Genomic DNA, 13,602 nt, shown 5'->3' with positions numbered 1-13,602 from the left:
ATCCCCTCGCTTGAAAATCAGACCTCTTCGACACTGCTCGGCTCGCGCCGGGACAGGTCGATGCCGAGCTCCTCCGCCGCGCGGAAGACATCCTCGTCGGTGTCCCGCATCTCGATGGACATGCCATCGCTGGAGAGAACCTCGACATTGAGGCACAGCGACTGCATTTCCTTGATGAGGACCTTGAAGGACTCAGGGATACCCGGCTCGGGGATGTTCTCGCCCTTGACGATGGCCTCGTAGACCTTCACTCGGCCGAGAACGTCGTCGGACTTGATGGTCAGCAGCTCCTGGAGGGCGTAAGCCGCTCCGTAGGCTTCGAGCGCCCACACCTCCATCTCACCGAACCGCTGGCCACCGAACTGGGCCTTACCGCCGAGCGGCTGCTGGGTGATCATGGAGTACGGACCGGTCGAGCGAGCGTGGATCTTGTCGTCGACCAGGTGGAGCAGCTTGAGGATGTAGATGTAGCCGACCGAGATGGGGTGCGGGAACGGCTCCCCGGAGCGGCCGTCGAACAGCCGGGCCTTGCCGCTGACGCCGACCATGCGCTCGCCGTCGCGGTTGACCAGGGTGTTGTCGAGCAGACCGGTGAGCTCCTCCTCGTGGGCACCGTCGAACACCGGGGTGGCGACGTTGGTGCGAGGCGCGACCTGGCCGAAGCCCTTGTCGCGCAGCCGCTCCGCCCACGCCTCCTGGATGCCCGTGATGTCCCACCCTCTGGCGGCGATCCACCCGAGGTGGGTCTCCAGCACCTGGCCGACGTTCATCCGGCCGGGCACGCCCAGCGGGTTGAGGATGATGTCGACCGGGGTGCCGTCCTCCAGGAACGGCATGTCCTCGACGGGGAGGATCTTGGAGATGACGCCCTTGTTGCCGTGGCGCCCCGCCAGCTTGTCACCGTCGGTGATCTTGCGCTTCTGGGCGACGTACACCCGGACCAGCTCGTTCACGCCGGGGGGGAGCTCGTCGCCCTCCTCGCGGCTGAACACGCGGACACCGATGACCTTGCCCATCTCGCCGTGCGGCACCTTCAGTGAGGTGTCGCGGACCTCGCGGGCCTTCTCACCGAAGATCGCGCGCAGCAGGCGCTCCTCCGGGGTCAGCTCGGTCTCGCCCTTGGGCGTGACCTTGCCGACGAGGATGTCACCGGGCACGACCTCGGCGCCGATGCGGATGATGCCGCGCTCGTCGAGGTCGGCCAGGACCTCCTCGGAGACGTTCGGGATGTCCCGGGTGATCTCCTCGGGGCCCAGCTTGGTGTCGCGGGCGTCGACCTCGTGCTCCTCGATGTGGATCGAGGAGAGCACGTCGTCCTGCACCAGGCGCTGGGACAGGATGATCGCGTCTTCGTAGTTGTGACCCTCCCACGGCATGAACGCCACGAGGAGGTTCTTGCCCAGGGCCATCTCGCCGTTGTCGGTGCAGGGACCGTCGGCGACGACCTGGTTCACCTCGATCCGGTCGCCCTCGCGGACGATGGGCTTCTGGTTGAAGCAGGTGCCCTGGTTGGAGCGCTTGAACTTCGCCACGCGGTAGGTGGTGCGCGTGCCGTCGTCGTTCATCACGGTGACGTAGTCGGCCGAGACCTCCTCGACGACGCCCGCCTTCTCGGCGGTGATCACGTCGCCGGCGTCGGTCGCGGCGCGGTACTCCATGCCCGTGCCGACCAGCGGGGCCTCGCTCTTGAGCAGAGGCACCGACTGGCGCTGCATGTTGGAGCCCATGAGCGCGCGGTTGGCGTCGTCGTGCTCCAGGAACGGGATCATGGCGGTCGCGACGGACACCATCTGGCGCGCCGAGACGTCCATGTAGTCGACCTCGTTCGGCCGGATGAACTCGACCTCGCCGCCCTTACGGCGGACCAGGACGCGGTCTTCCGCGAATGCTCCGTCAGCGCGCAGCGGCGTGTTGGCCTGGGCGATGACGTGCCTGTCCTCCTCGTCGGCGGTCAGGTAGTCGATGTCCTCTGTGACACGGCCGTCCACGACCTTGCGGTACGGGGTCTCGACGAATCCGAAGGAGTTGACGCGGCCGAAGGACGACAGCGAGCCGATGAGGCCGATGTTCGGGCCTTCAGGCGTCTCGATCGGGCACATCCGGCCGTAGTGGGACGGGTGCACGTCACGGACCTCGAAGCCGGCCCGCTCACGGGACAGACCACCGGGGCCGAGCGCGGACAGACGCCGCTTGTGCGTCAGGCCGGCCAGCGGGTTGGTCTGGTCCATGAACTGCGACAGCTGCGAGGTGCCGAAGAACTCCTTGATCGACGCCACGACGGGGCGAATGTTGATCAGGGTCTGCGGCGTGATCGCCTCGACGTCCTGCGTGGTCATCCGCTCGCGGACGACGCGCTCCATGCGGGCCAGGCCCAGACGGACCTGGTTCTGGATGAGCTCGCCGACCGTGCGCAGGCGGCGGTTGCCGAAGTGGTCGATGTCGTCGGTCTCGACGACGACCTCACCGTTCGCCCCGGGCATCGAGATCTCGCCGGCGTGCAGCCGGACGATGTACTCGATCGTGGCGACGATGTCCTCTTCGGTCAGCGTCCCCTGGGTGATCTCGGAGTCGACGCCGAGCTTCTTGTTGATCTTGTAGCGGCCGACCTTGGCGAGGTCGTAGCGCTTGTGGTTGAAGTACAGGTTCTCGAGCAGCGTCTGAGCGGACTCCTTCGTGGGAGGCTCGCCCGGGCGCAGCTTGCGGTAGATGTCGAGCAGCGCGTCGTCCTGGCCGGACGTGTGGTCCTTCTCCAGGGTGGCGCGCATCGACTCGTACTGGCCGAAGCGCTCGAGGATCTTCTCGCTGGTCCAGCCGAGCGCCTTGAGCAGGACCGTGACGGCCTGCTTGCGCTTGCGGTCGATGCGGACACCGACGCTGTCCCGCTTGTCGATCTCGAACTCGAGCCAGGCACCGCGCGAGGGGATCACCTTGCAGCCGTACAGGTCCTTGTCGGAGGTCTTGTCGACCGAACGGTCGAAGTAGACACCCGGGGACCGCACCAGCTGGGAGACCACGACACGCTCGGTGCCGTTGATGATGAAGGTGCCCTTCGAGGTCATGAGCGGGAAGTCGCCCATGAACACCGTCTGGCTCTTGATCTCACCTGTGGTGTTATTGATGAACTCCGCCGTGACGAACATCGGGGCGGAGAAGGTCATGTCCTTGTCTTTGCACTCATCGACTGAGTACTTGGGAGGCTCGAACCGGTGGTCGCGGAACGACAAGGACATCGTTCCGGAGAAGTCCTCGATGGGACTGATCTCCTCGAAGATCTCTTCGAGACCGGATTGGGCCGGAACGTCCTTGCGCCCGGCCTGGCGAGCCGCTTCGACCCGCGACCGCCATTTCTCGTTGCCGAGCAGCCAGTCGAAGGACTCGGTCTGCAGGGCGAGAAGATCGGGAACTTCGAGCGGCTCCTGAATGCGCGCGAAAGAGACGCGGCGGGGACCAGCGGGTACGGCGAAGGCGTTGCGCGAGGCTGCCAACAGATGTCCTTCCGAGGGCTCGCGGACTGACTACACGCACGCCAGACGACCATGCATCAAAGTTACCTAGAGAAGCGGGTCGTCAAAGGGCAGCGCAAAGGGGCAGTGTAGCCGATGGGCATACACCTGTCCACTTCAGTCTCGCTCTGCGCTCCACGTTGGACGCAGCATCGCCCGTCAGCGCCGAAACGTCAAGCCCGTGAGGCCTGATTCGAGCGAACCAATGGCCGTCACGCTGGGTTTTCTTCCCTACTGGAGACTGAGGGGCCGGCCGGATCCAGACGATACCCGCGAGGCGGATCGGCTAACGCTCAGTCACACGGAGGGTCGAAGGCTTGCCGCCCCACGACGCTGTCGTGCCCTTTGACATCCCCAAGCTCGCATTCCTCAAACCCAAGCTTTACTAACAATTTAATAACGCGCCACGCCGGGGCAGGTCCAGGGCCTCGGTGGACGGGATCTCAGCTGGTCGGGGCATTGCCGATCAACGTCGACAACTCAGACACCAGCCAGTGGCCCTCGCCTCTGACCAGCACGAACCGGGCGCGGTTCTGGACGACCTGTTTCTGGGGTTGCTTCTCGCCCGGGAACACCTTGGTCGTTCCCATGTTCATGAAGAGCAACACCTGAACCCGGTCGGGCGTCGCGGATTCGACGGCCGCGGCGGCCACCACCGCCTGCTGGACGGTCTGCTGCCTCCTGACGGTGGGGGCCAGCACCCGCGTCAGCTCGCGGTAGTGCTCGGCGAGATCGCCCGTGGCGTACCCCCGCGCCCGCGCCAGGTCGGCGTCGATCGTGCGGTAGTCGTACGACAGCATGTCCGGCGCGTACGTGCGGGCCGCCGCCAGCGCCTCGGCCGAGGCGGACTCGCTGTCGCGCAGATCGCGGAGGCGCAGATGGCCGACGGCCACCAGAACGGCCAGAACGGCCGCCAGAAGGCCCAGGAGCGCGACGGCCACAACATATGCCCAAGGCCGCGAACGGCGCCGACGACCGCCCTCCAGGGGCTCCAGGGCTCCATCGGCGGTCACGCGATCTGCTCCAGTCTCGACACCCACCACGCGCCCCGGATCTTGGTGACCTCCACGCTCCAGCGGTAGAAGCGGTCCTGGGGGGCGGTCTTGGCCCCATCCCACCGGATCACCGAGTCGGCCACGACCAGCACCCGCGCCGTGCTCTTGGGCCCGTCCATCGAGACGATGCCGGCCGCGCGCACCACACCCGTCTGGACGGCCTTGTTCAGCCGGGTCGCCGCCTTGAGCCGCTCGGCATCTCTGGCGTACTGGTCCTTGGCCTGGCCCATGGAGGTGTCCAGGACCCGCTGCACGTCGCGGTCGACCGTGCGGTAGTCCACGGCCATCAGGGTGAGGGCGTAGCGCTCGGCGGCCTGGACGGCGGCGAGGCGGTCGCGCGCCGCCGACCGCGCCTGGTCGAGGTCGTCGCCGACGCGCACCCAGGCGGTGCCGAGGAGGCCGATGAGCACGAGCAGCACGCAGATCACGAGGATCCTCGACCTGCGAGGGGACCGCGCCGCGTGAAGCGCCACCTGTTCCCTCCCATCGCCCGGTCCGCCGCGAGGCGGCGCCACGACGACCCAAGACGACCCAAGACGACATGGACGCCGGAAGCGGAGGCCGACCAGTCAGCCGGTCGCCGGATCATAACCCGGTCTGAAGATCCACATCGGCGATCATCCCGTTTCGGACCGCCCGGCCGCGAGATAAGGGCGCAAAGCAACCGGCCGCGAGATACGGGCGCAAAGCAAAAGGGGCGGGTCACCCGGCACCTGGGTGATCCGCCCCTTTTGTGTGGAGCTTTGTGAAACGTCAGACGCGAGACGTCACTTGACGGTGACGGTGGCGCCGGCGCCCTCGAGGGCGGCCTTGGCCTTCTCGGCGGCTTCCTTGTTGACCTTCTCGAGCAGCGCCTTGGGGGCACCGTCGACGAGGTCCTTGGCCTCCTTCAGCCCGAGGCTCGTGAGCGCGCGGACCTCCTTGATGACCTGGATCTTCTTGTCGCCGGCGGCCTCGAGGATGACGTCGAACTCGTCCTGCTCCTCGACCTCCTCGGCGGCGGCGCCTCCACCGGCGGGGCCGGCGGCGGCGACGGCGACCGGAGCGGCGGCCTTGACGTCGAAGGTGTCCTCGAAGAGCTTCACGAAGTCGGAGAGCTCAAGAAGGGTCATCTCCTTGAACGCGTCGAGCAGCTCGTCGGTGCTGAGCTTCGCCATGGTGGTGATTCCTCCGTATTAATTACAAAACTTGGAAACGGACCGCGGTATGCGCCTGAATCCCCTGCTGTGGTCGCTTTCGCGCCCGACCTACTCGCCTGCGTCCTCGCTGGCGTCCGCCACAACGGCGTCCGCCACGACCGCGTCCGCTCCGCCGGTCTCCTCGCGCTTGGCGCGAAGAGCCTCGACGAGCCGGGCCATGGTGGTGGGCAGCGCGTTGAACGTGGCGGCGGCCTGAGACTGCTTCGCCTTCATCGCGCCGGCCAGCTTCGCGAGGAGGACCTCGCGCGACTCCAGGTCGGCAAGCGTGGTGATCTCGGCCGGGGTCATCGACCTGCCGTCGACGACACCGCCCTTGATGACCAGGAGGGGATTGGCCTTGGCGAAGTCACGCAGACCCTTGGCCGCCTCGACCACGTCGCCACTGACGAACGCGATCGCCGTCGGACCCGTGAACAGGTCGTCCAGGACGGTGACCCCGGCCTCGTTGGCCGCGATCTTCGACAGCGTGTTCTTCGCCACGGCGAACTTCGCATTCCCACCGAGAGTGGTGCGCAGCTGCTTCAGCTGAGCCACGGTGAGACCGCGGTACTCGGTCAGGACAGCGGCGTTCGAGCTCTCGAACCGATCCTTGAGCTCGGTGACCGCGGTCGCCTTTTCCGCCCTCGCCATGGGCCTCCTTCCAGATGTGCCACCGGCGAAGGGCCCAAGGCGTCCACGAAACGAAAAAGCCCCGGCGCAGGCGCACGGGGCTCACACACGGACGTCGCGCGGCTGGCGCCGCACGAGAGACCATATGGAAACTCACATCACACCTACGCGGGCCGTCCACAGTCGTGAACCTTGGGCCACCGAGCCATTGACAGGCTCAGCGACGACCGGCGGTCTTCGGCATTGCACACTGTACGCGGTGTTCACGCCGCACGCCAAATCCAGGCGTGGATGAGGCAACGCACCCCCCGATCGAGATCGAGGGGTGCGCGCGAGCCGCGAGGCCCGGAGGTCACGCTCGGGGTCAGCTGCCCGTGGTGGCCCCGTCGGCGCCCGGGAGGCCCTTCATGTCCCCGAGGTTCGCCGGGAGCTCGCCCACCTGGTCGGCGGGCGGCGCGGTGACCTCGGCCGCGTCGTTGAACGAGCTGAACAGCGAGGTGAGCTTGAAGGTGCCCTCGCCGGCTCCGCCGTTCATCTCGACCTTGCGCGGGAGGCTCTGCCCGTCGATCCACGCGTCGAACTTCATGTCCCTGACGTTGGTGAGCTGGCCCTGCAGCTTCTGCTGCATCTCGGGCGTGAGCTGCTTGACGGCCTCCGCGACCGTGAACGTGCCCTTGTAGTGCGTGGTGTCGGTGCCGCCGACGGTCTCGGTGCCGACCTTGGTGACGTCCTTGGAGGTGGTCAGCATCTTCACGCTGCTCTGCAGGTCCATCTGCTGGGCCTGCCCGAGGAACTGGTTGACGTCGACGCCCGCGGACTGGCCGGCCTTGGCGAGGTCGATCTTGATCCAGGGCTTGGTGCCGCCCACGAGCTTGCTGAGCAGGTCGACCTTCACGTACGCGGTCTGACCGAGGAGGATCACGCGCGCGCCGCCCGGGACGTTCTGCCCGCTGACGTTGATCTGGTCGAGCGTGACGTCGGAGGCCACCTGAGGCTTCTGGTGGTAGACCATCGTGCCCTTCACCGAACCCGCGCCCTCCTTGGGGGCGTTGAAGTCCAGGGCGAGCTGCGCGGTGTACGAGGTGACGGCCTCGGCGTTCTCGGCACTCTGCTGCAGCGTCTCGGCCGCGGAAAGCTGCACGGCACCGAGCGACTCGGTGGAGGTCTGCGCGGTCTGCTGGCCACATGCTGATACCGCGATGAGCATGGCCGAGCCCACGGCCGCGATCGCGGGTGTCATTCGACGCTTCACTTGGTATCCCTTCGTATCCCCCGGAAGTGCTTTCGACCCTACGCGCCAGCACTACCCCGTGCGGCGTCTTATGCGCATCGATTGCCAGGCCGTAGGCGTGACCGCATTGGCGAAATGCACTCTCACCTGCGCAGAAAGAAGTATCGGAGAATACGAAAAAGGGCCCGCGCCCGAAGGCGCGGACCCTTTCGCGTTGAATCGGCGGGCGTCTCGGACGTCAGGCGTCGAGGTCGGCCGTGATGCCCCGCGTCACGTTCGGGTCGACCGGGATGCCCGGGCCCATGGACGTGGAGAAGGTGACCTTCTTGAGGTAGCGCCCCTTGGCCGCGGACGGCTTGAGACGGATGACCTCGTCGAGCGCGGCGGCGTAGTTCTCCAGGAGCTGACGCTCCGGGAACGACACCTTGCCGATGATGAAGTGGAGGTTCGCGTGGCGGTCGACACGGAACTCGATCTTTCCGCCCTTGATCTCGGTCACGGCCTTGGCCACGGCCGGCGTGACGGTGCCGGTCTTGGGGTTCGGCATGAGACCACGCGGGCCGAGGACGCGGCCGAGGCGGCCGACCTTGCCCATGAGGTCGGGCGTGGCCACGACGGCGTCGAACTCGTTGAGGCGGTTGCCCTTGGCGATCTCTTCGATCAGCTCGTCGGCGCCGACGATGTCGGCGCCCGCGGCGCGGGCCTCCTCGGCACGGTCGCCGGTCGCGAAGACCAGGACCCGGGCGGTCTTGCCGGTGCCGTGCGGGAGGTTGACGGTGCCGCGGACCATCTGGTCGGCCTTGCGGGGGTCGACGCCCAGCCGCAGTGCCACCTCGACGGTCGCGTCGAACTTGGTGACCGAGGTGCCCTTGGCCAGCTTGGCGGCGTCCACCGGGGTGTACAGCTGCTCGCTGTCGATGGTGTCCGCTGCCTTGCGGTAGCTCTTGCTGCGCTTCACTTGCTTCTCCTCGTGGAGTATGTGGTCACGGGCCGGCGCTGGCCCTCCCACGGTTGTTCTGTGCTTGCTCTGCCTCGCTGCGCTCGGCGGCTCGGGGCGCCCTTCAGGCGAGGGTCTTCCTCGTCGCGCCCCTCGCGTGTCAGTCGGCGATCGTGATGCCCATCGACCGGGCGGTGCCGGCGATGATCTTCTGAGCGGCCTCGATGTCGTTGGCGTTGAGGTCGGGCATCTTCGTCTCGGCGATCTGGCGCAGCTGCTCCTTGGTGAGCTTGCCCACCTTGTCGCGGAGCGGGTTGGAGCTGGCCTTGTCGAGCCCCGCGGCCTTCTTGATCAGCTCGGGCGCCGGCGGCGTCTTCGTGACGAAGGTGAAGCTGCGGTCTTCGAAGATGGTGATCTCGACGGGGATGATGTTGCCCCGCTGGGCCTCGGTAGCAGCGTTGTACTGCTTGACGAAGTCCATGATGTTGACGCCGTGGGGACCGAGGGCCGTACCGACCGGCGGCGCGGGCGTGGCCTGGCCGGCGGGAAGCTGGACCTTAACCAGGGCCGCGATCTTCTTCTTAGGAGGCATTGTCCTACTCCGGGTCCTTAACTCCTGCGTAACTCCCACAGGGCGTGGGAGCCCCCGGGGGCACGCGACGGCCAGGATTGGCCATTGCTCCCCTGGGATTCACCCCACGAAGTCGCTCGATCCGTGGGGACGACTTATCAGTGTATGCGCGCCGTCAGATCGCCGAGACAGGGTTCGGCGTCAGATCTTGGAGACCTGGTTGAACGACAGCTCGACCGGCGTCTCGCGACCGAAGATCGAGACGAGCACCTTGAGCTTCTGCGACTCGGCGCTGATCTCGCTGACCGTGGCGGGAAGGGTGGCGAACGGGCCGTCCATGACGGTGACGGACTCGCCGACCTCGAAGTCGACGGTCGCGGCGGCGGCCTTGGCGGCCGTCGTCTTGGTCTGCTCGGTGGGCTCGGGCGCGAGCAGCTTGGCGACCTCGTCGAGGCTCAGCGGGCTCGGCCTGTTGGAAAGGCCCACGAACCCGGTGACACCCGGCGTGTTGCGCACCGCGGACCAGGACTCGTCGGTCAGCTCCATGCGCACCAGCACGTAGCCCGGGAGCACGCGCTCCTTGACCGGGGTGCGCTTGCCGCCCTTGAGCTCGGTGACGGTGTGGACCGGCACCTCGACCTGGAAGAGGTAGTCCTCCATGTTGAGGGACTGGGTGCGGGTCTCGATGTTGGACTTCACGCGGTTCTCGTAACCGGCGTAGGAGTGGATGACGTACCACTCACCGGGCATGCCGCGCATGGCGCTCTTGAACTCTTCGACGGGGTCGACGTCGGGGAGGACGTCGCCGTCCTCGTCGACGGCGCCGGCGGCCGGGCCCTCAGCCTCGTCGCCGGCCGGAATCTCGTCGTCTTCGCCGACAGGAGCCTCGGCGTCGTCGACCGGAGCCTCGGCGGCCTCGCCGGGCTCTTCGGCATCACCGAAGGTGGCGGCCTCGCCGGACTCTTCGGTGTTCTTGACCGCCTCTTCCGGCTCTCCCTCCCACTTTTCGTGGGAAGCGCCAGCCGACAGTGGGGACTCGGACACGGTGACTCTTTCTTCTCTCGTCGATGTTGCGATCTTCGACCGCCCGGTCGGGGACGGTTGTCGCGCGGCGGCCGGCTCAGGCTCCGCCGAAGACCGCCAGCACACCCTTCGTGAGCAAGAAGTCGATCCCGGCAACGAGGCCAACCATGATCAAAACGAATACGAGGACCACGGTGGTGTAGGAGATCAGATCCTTGCGCGTCGGCCAGATCACCTTGCGAAGCTCGGCGACCACTTGCCGGTAGAAAAGTGCGGGAGAGGTGCGCTTTTTAGCGGTCGGGCCAGACGACTTACTCGGCCCCTCAGCGGCCTCGCCGCGTGTGTCGATCGCCACAGTCCTCACCTGATCTGTCGTTCCTACGCAACTTTCGGCGGCTACGCCATCGGTGCGCGGACCGCACTCCGCAGGGCACGAGGGACTCGAACCCCCAACCGCCGGTTTTGGAGACCGGTGCGCTACCAATTGCGCTAGTGCCCTCTGCCGTGAACCACCTTACCCCGAGCAGCCGGGGGCGCGTCGCTCACTAGTTGCAGAAGTGTACGGGTGAATGCGCCTCACGTCGAACCAACTCGTCCGGCACCTCACGGTGATTTACCGCGTGTCCACATCCTGGATATGCGGCGGCAGCGGTCCGAGACGTCTGGAAACATGGATGGTATGACCCGTCCTCGCATCTCAGCGCGCATCTCCGCGATCTCCGAGTCCGCCACGCTGGCCGTGGACGCCAAGGCCAAGGCGATGAAGGCGGAAGGCCGCCCGGTGATCGGCTTCGGCGCCGGCGAGCCCGACTTCCCGACGCCCGACTACATCGTCGCGGCCGCCGTCGAGGCCTGTGGGAACCCCAGGTTCCACAAGTACACGCCGGCCGGCGGCCTTCCCGAGCTCAAGCAGGCCATCGCCGAGAAGACCCGGCGCGATTCGGGCTTCGAGGTCGAGGCGTCGCAGGTGCTGGTCACCAACGGCGGCAAGCAGGCCGTGTACGAGGCGTTCGCCACCCTGCTCGACCCGGGCGACGAGGTCCTGGTCGTGGCCCCCTACTGGACCACCTACCCCGAGGCCATCAAGCTCGCCGGGGGCGTCCAGGTCGACGTGGTGACCGACGAGACCACCGGCTACCTCGCCTCGGTCGACCAGCTGGAGGCCGCGCGCACCGAGCGCACCAAGGTCCTGCTGTTCGTCTCACCGTCCAACCCGACCGGCGCGGTCTACTCCCCCGAGCAGGTCGAGGCGATCGGCCGCTGGGCCGTCGAGCACGGCCTGTGGGTCGTCACCGACGAGATCTACGAGCACCTGATCTACGGCGACGCCACCTTCACGAGCATCGCGACGGCCGTGCCCGAGCTGAGGGACCACGTGCTCGTCCTCAACGGCGTCGCCAAGACCTACGCCATGACCGGCTGGCGGGTGGGCTGGCTGATCGGCCCCAAGGACGTCGTGAAGGCGGCCACCAACCTCCAGTCGCACGCCACCTCGAACGTCTCGAACGTCGCCCAGGTGGCGGCTCTGGCGGCCGTCTCGGGCGACCTGTCGGCCGTGGCGACCATGCGCGAGGCGTTCGACCGGCGCCGCCAGACGATGGTCCGCATGCTGAACGACATCCCGGGCGTCGTCTGCCCCGAGCCGCTCGGCGCCTTCTACGTGTATCCCTCCGTCAAGGGGCTGCTGGGCAAGGAGATCCGCGGCAGGCGCCCGCAGACCTCCGCCGAGCTGGCCGAGATCATCCTGGAGGAGGCCGAGGTCGCCCTGGTCCCGGGTGAGGCGTTCGGCACGCCGGGCTACTTCCGCCTGTCCTACGCGCTCGGCGACGACGACCTCGTCGAGGGCGTCAGCCGCCTCGCCAAGCTCCTCGCCGAGGCACACTAGCCACAACGCCACCGAAGCCCCGGGCCGCGAGGCCCGGGGCTTCTCTGTGTGGATCAGTGGGACCGGCGGCGGGACCACGGGCCGCCCACCGCACCACCCCGGGGCTTCGCTGTGCGGATCAGTGGGACACGGTCACGTTCTTGATGATCACCGGGACCTTGGGGGCGTTGGAGCCCTCGCCGCGCAGGTCGGCCATCGGGTCGCCGTTGAACGGGATGATGCCGCCCTTGGCGATCTTGTCCACGACGTTCATGCCCTTGACCACCACGCCGAACGGCGTGTAGGCCGACCCCTGGCTCGTGAGCTGGGTGTTCTCGTCGGAGAACGAGATCCAGAACTGACTGCCGTTGGAGTTGGCGTCCTCGCCGCCCTGCGCCATCGCGACCGTGCCCCTGGTGTAGGGGATGCCGCCGAGGTTCTCGTCGTCGAAGAGGTACCCCGGGCCGCCCGTGCCGTCGTCCTTGCTCCTGCCGTCGCCCTTGGCCAGCGGGTCGCCGCACTGGAGCATCCCGAGGCCCGTGGTCTCCGGCGTCGCCAGGCGGTGGCAGTGGGTGTTGTCGAAGAAGTTCTTCTTCGCGAGGAACGTGAACGAGTTGACCGTGCACGGCGCCTGCGCGGTGGCGAGCCTGATGACGATCGTGCCCTGGTTGGTGGCGATCGTCATGGTCTTGGCCTTCAGATCCGGCTTCGACGGCGGGGTGCCCACCTTCCTGGCCGGAGTCCCGCTGGTGTCCTTCCGGTAGGAGCAGGTCGCGGCCGTGGAACTGGGCGGCGCCACCGTGGCGGAGGAGACGGGCTCCGACGGGAGCGAGGCGGCGGGCCCGTTGAGACTCCGCTGCGGGGCCTGGTCCGGGGTGAGCGCCATGTAGGCGGGAAAGGCCCCGGCGACCGCCACGGTCAGCACGGCCGCCCCGGCCGTACGGAACCGCACGACGTGCGAGCGGTGCCTCCTGCGCACGGCCTGGCCCATCATCACCGGCGCGCGCACGTCCGCGACGTGCGCCGACATGGCGTCCTTGAGTGCTTCCTCCACGTTCATACCGGCGTTCCCTTCAGGGCGCCGATCCGCGCCCGCATCCTGGCGAGGCCACGTGCGGCCTGGCTCTTGACGGTTCCCACCGAGCAGCCGAGCAGGGCCGCAGTCTCGATCTCCGACAGGTCGTCCCAATAGCGCAGGACGACGACGGCGCGCATCCGTGCCGGAAGCCGCCGGAGCTCCTCCACGAGGGTGTCCCGCAGGTCGAGGTCCGACTGGGGCGCCGCCGTCTCGGGAGGGCGGGCGAAGGCGATCTCCTGGATCACCTTGCGGCGCCGCGACCGGGAGATGGCCGCGTTGACCACCACCCGCCTGGCGTAGGCCTCCGGGTTGTCGTGCCGGATGCGGGGCCAGTGCCGGTACACCTTCTCCAGCGCGCCCTGCGCCAGGTCCTCGGCGTCATGGGCCGACGCGCCGCAGACCAGAACGGCCGTGCGGAGCAGGGCGGTACTTCGGGCGGCCAGGAACTCGTCGAAGGCCGCTTCGTCGTCATCCGTCATGGCTGATCCCCTTTCGCCCTCCCCAACGCGCCAAGGCCATCGGAGGTTGAGTG

General features: G+C 67.5%; 13 protein-coding genes and 1 tRNA gene. 1 reads left to right on the top strand and 13 read right to left on the bottom strand.

The window, feature by feature from the left end; all coding sequences use genetic code 11:
* Window positions 1-17: 17 nt before the first annotated feature.
* The 11 genes from rpoB to OG589_RS42405 all read right to left on the bottom strand — a co-directional run bounded on the left by rpoB (window position 18) and on the right by OG589_RS42405 (window position 10,627).
* Window positions 18-3,485 carry a DNA-directed RNA polymerase subunit beta gene (gene rpoB / locus OG589_RS42455; protein ID WP_405144529.1) on the bottom strand — a complete coding sequence of 1,156 codons (3,468 nt, stop codon included), beginning with the start codon at window positions 3,483-3,485 and terminating at the stop codon, window positions 18-20.
* A 461-nt stretch (window positions 3,486-3,946) separates the two neighbouring features.
* Window positions 3,947-4,444, bottom strand: a complete 498-nt coding sequence (locus tag OG589_RS42450) for a hypothetical protein (protein WP_405144528.1) — start codon at window positions 4,442-4,444, stop codon at window positions 3,947-3,949.
* A gap of 68 nt (window positions 4,445-4,512) precedes the next feature.
* Complete coding sequence (locus OG589_RS42445; protein ID WP_405144527.1) at window positions 4,513-5,031, bottom strand: hypothetical protein; 519 nt, start codon at window positions 5,029-5,031, stop codon at window positions 4,513-4,515.
* A gap of 294 nt (window positions 5,032-5,325) precedes the next feature.
* Window positions 5,326-5,715: a 50S ribosomal protein L7/L12 gene (gene rplL, locus OG589_RS42440; protein ID WP_262846532.1), complete on the bottom strand. Its 390-nt coding sequence runs from the start codon at window positions 5,713-5,715 to the stop codon at window positions 5,326-5,328.
* 90 nt (window positions 5,716-5,805) lie between these two features.
* Window positions 5,806-6,387: a 50S ribosomal protein L10 gene (rplJ, locus tag OG589_RS42435; RefSeq protein WP_405144525.1), complete on the bottom strand. Its 582-nt coding sequence runs from the start codon at window positions 6,385-6,387 to the stop codon at window positions 5,806-5,808.
* 343 nt (window positions 6,388-6,730) lie between these two features.
* Window positions 6,731-7,618 carry a DUF1396 domain-containing protein gene (locus OG589_RS42430; protein WP_405144524.1) on the bottom strand — a complete coding sequence of 296 codons (888 nt, stop codon included), beginning with the start codon at window positions 7,616-7,618 and terminating at the stop codon, window positions 6,731-6,733.
* Between the two features lie 217 nt (window positions 7,619-7,835).
* Window positions 7,836-8,555, bottom strand: coding sequence for a 50S ribosomal protein L1 (rplA, locus tag OG589_RS42425; protein ID WP_405144523.1), 720 nt, complete (start codon window positions 8,553-8,555; stop codon window positions 7,836-7,838).
* Between the two features lie 139 nt (window positions 8,556-8,694).
* Window positions 8,695-9,126: a 50S ribosomal protein L11 gene (gene rplK, locus OG589_RS42420; RefSeq protein WP_405144522.1), complete on the bottom strand. Its 432-nt coding sequence runs from the start codon at window positions 9,124-9,126 to the stop codon at window positions 8,695-8,697.
* A gap of 180 nt (window positions 9,127-9,306) precedes the next feature.
* Window positions 9,307-10,149: a transcription termination/antitermination protein NusG gene (gene nusG, locus OG589_RS42415; protein WP_405144521.1), complete on the bottom strand. Its 843-nt coding sequence runs from the start codon at window positions 10,147-10,149 to the stop codon at window positions 9,307-9,309.
* Window positions 10,150-10,225: 76 nt separating this feature from the next.
* The gene (secE, locus tag OG589_RS42410; RefSeq protein ID WP_392837660.1) at window positions 10,226-10,483 is read right to left on the bottom strand and encodes a preprotein translocase subunit SecE; all 258 of its coding nucleotides are present in this window, start codon (window positions 10,481-10,483) and stop codon (window positions 10,226-10,228) included.
* Window positions 10,484-10,554: 71 nt separating this feature from the next.
* A tRNA-Trp gene (locus OG589_RS42405) sits at window positions 10,555-10,627 on the bottom strand.
* A 171-nt stretch (window positions 10,628-10,798) separates the two neighbouring features.
* Between OG589_RS42405 and OG589_RS42400 the strand changes: the two genes are divergently transcribed.
* Entirely contained in the window at window positions 10,799-12,013 is a 1,215-nt protein-coding gene (locus tag OG589_RS42400; protein WP_405144520.1) for a pyridoxal phosphate-dependent aminotransferase, read from the top strand.
* 118 nt (window positions 12,014-12,131) lie between these two features.
* Here OG589_RS42400 and OG589_RS42395 read toward each other — a convergent pair whose 3' ends face one another.
* Complete coding sequence (locus OG589_RS42395) at window positions 12,132-13,052, bottom strand: peptidylprolyl isomerase (RefSeq protein ID WP_405144519.1); 921 nt, start codon at window positions 13,050-13,052, stop codon at window positions 12,132-12,134.
* Entirely contained in the window at window positions 13,049-13,549 is a 501-nt protein-coding gene (locus OG589_RS42390; protein ID WP_405144517.1) for a SigE family RNA polymerase sigma factor, read from the bottom strand. Before OG589_RS42390 ends, OG589_RS42395 begins: the two co-directional genes overlap by 4 nt.
* Window positions 13,550-13,602 lie beyond the last annotated feature (53 nt).

This window comes from Sphaerisporangium sp. NBC_01403, assembly GCF_045040145.1.
GTDB lineage: Bacteria > Actinomycetota > Actinomycetes > Streptosporangiales > Streptosporangiaceae > Sphaerisporangium > Sphaerisporangium viridialbum.
The sequence above is the reverse complement of the archived record's forward strand: the minus strand, read 5'-3'. Positions and strand labels throughout refer to the sequence as shown.

Coding starts and splice junctions, on each gene's coding strand:
- OG589_RS42390 (WP_405144517.1), bottom strand. CDS start 13,549: ATGACGGATGACGACGAAGCGGCCTTCGACGAGTTCCTGGCCGCCCGA.
- OG589_RS42400 (WP_405144520.1), top strand. CDS start 10,799: ATGGATGGTATGACCCGTCCTCGCATCTCAGCGCGCATCTCCGCGATC.
- rplK (WP_405144522.1), bottom strand. CDS start 9,126: ATGCCTCCTAAGAAGAAGATCGCGGCCCTGGTTAAGGTCCAGCTTCCC.
- OG589_RS42395 (WP_405144519.1), bottom strand. CDS start 13,052: ATGAACGTGGAGGAAGCACTCAAGGACGCCATGTCGGCGCACGTCGCG.
- rplJ (WP_405144525.1), bottom strand. CDS start 6,387: ATGGCGAGGGCGGAAAAGGCGACCGCGGTCACCGAGCTCAAGGATCGG.
- rplL (WP_262846532.1), bottom strand. CDS start 5,715: ATGGCGAAGCTCAGCACCGACGAGCTGCTCGACGCGTTCAAGGAGATG.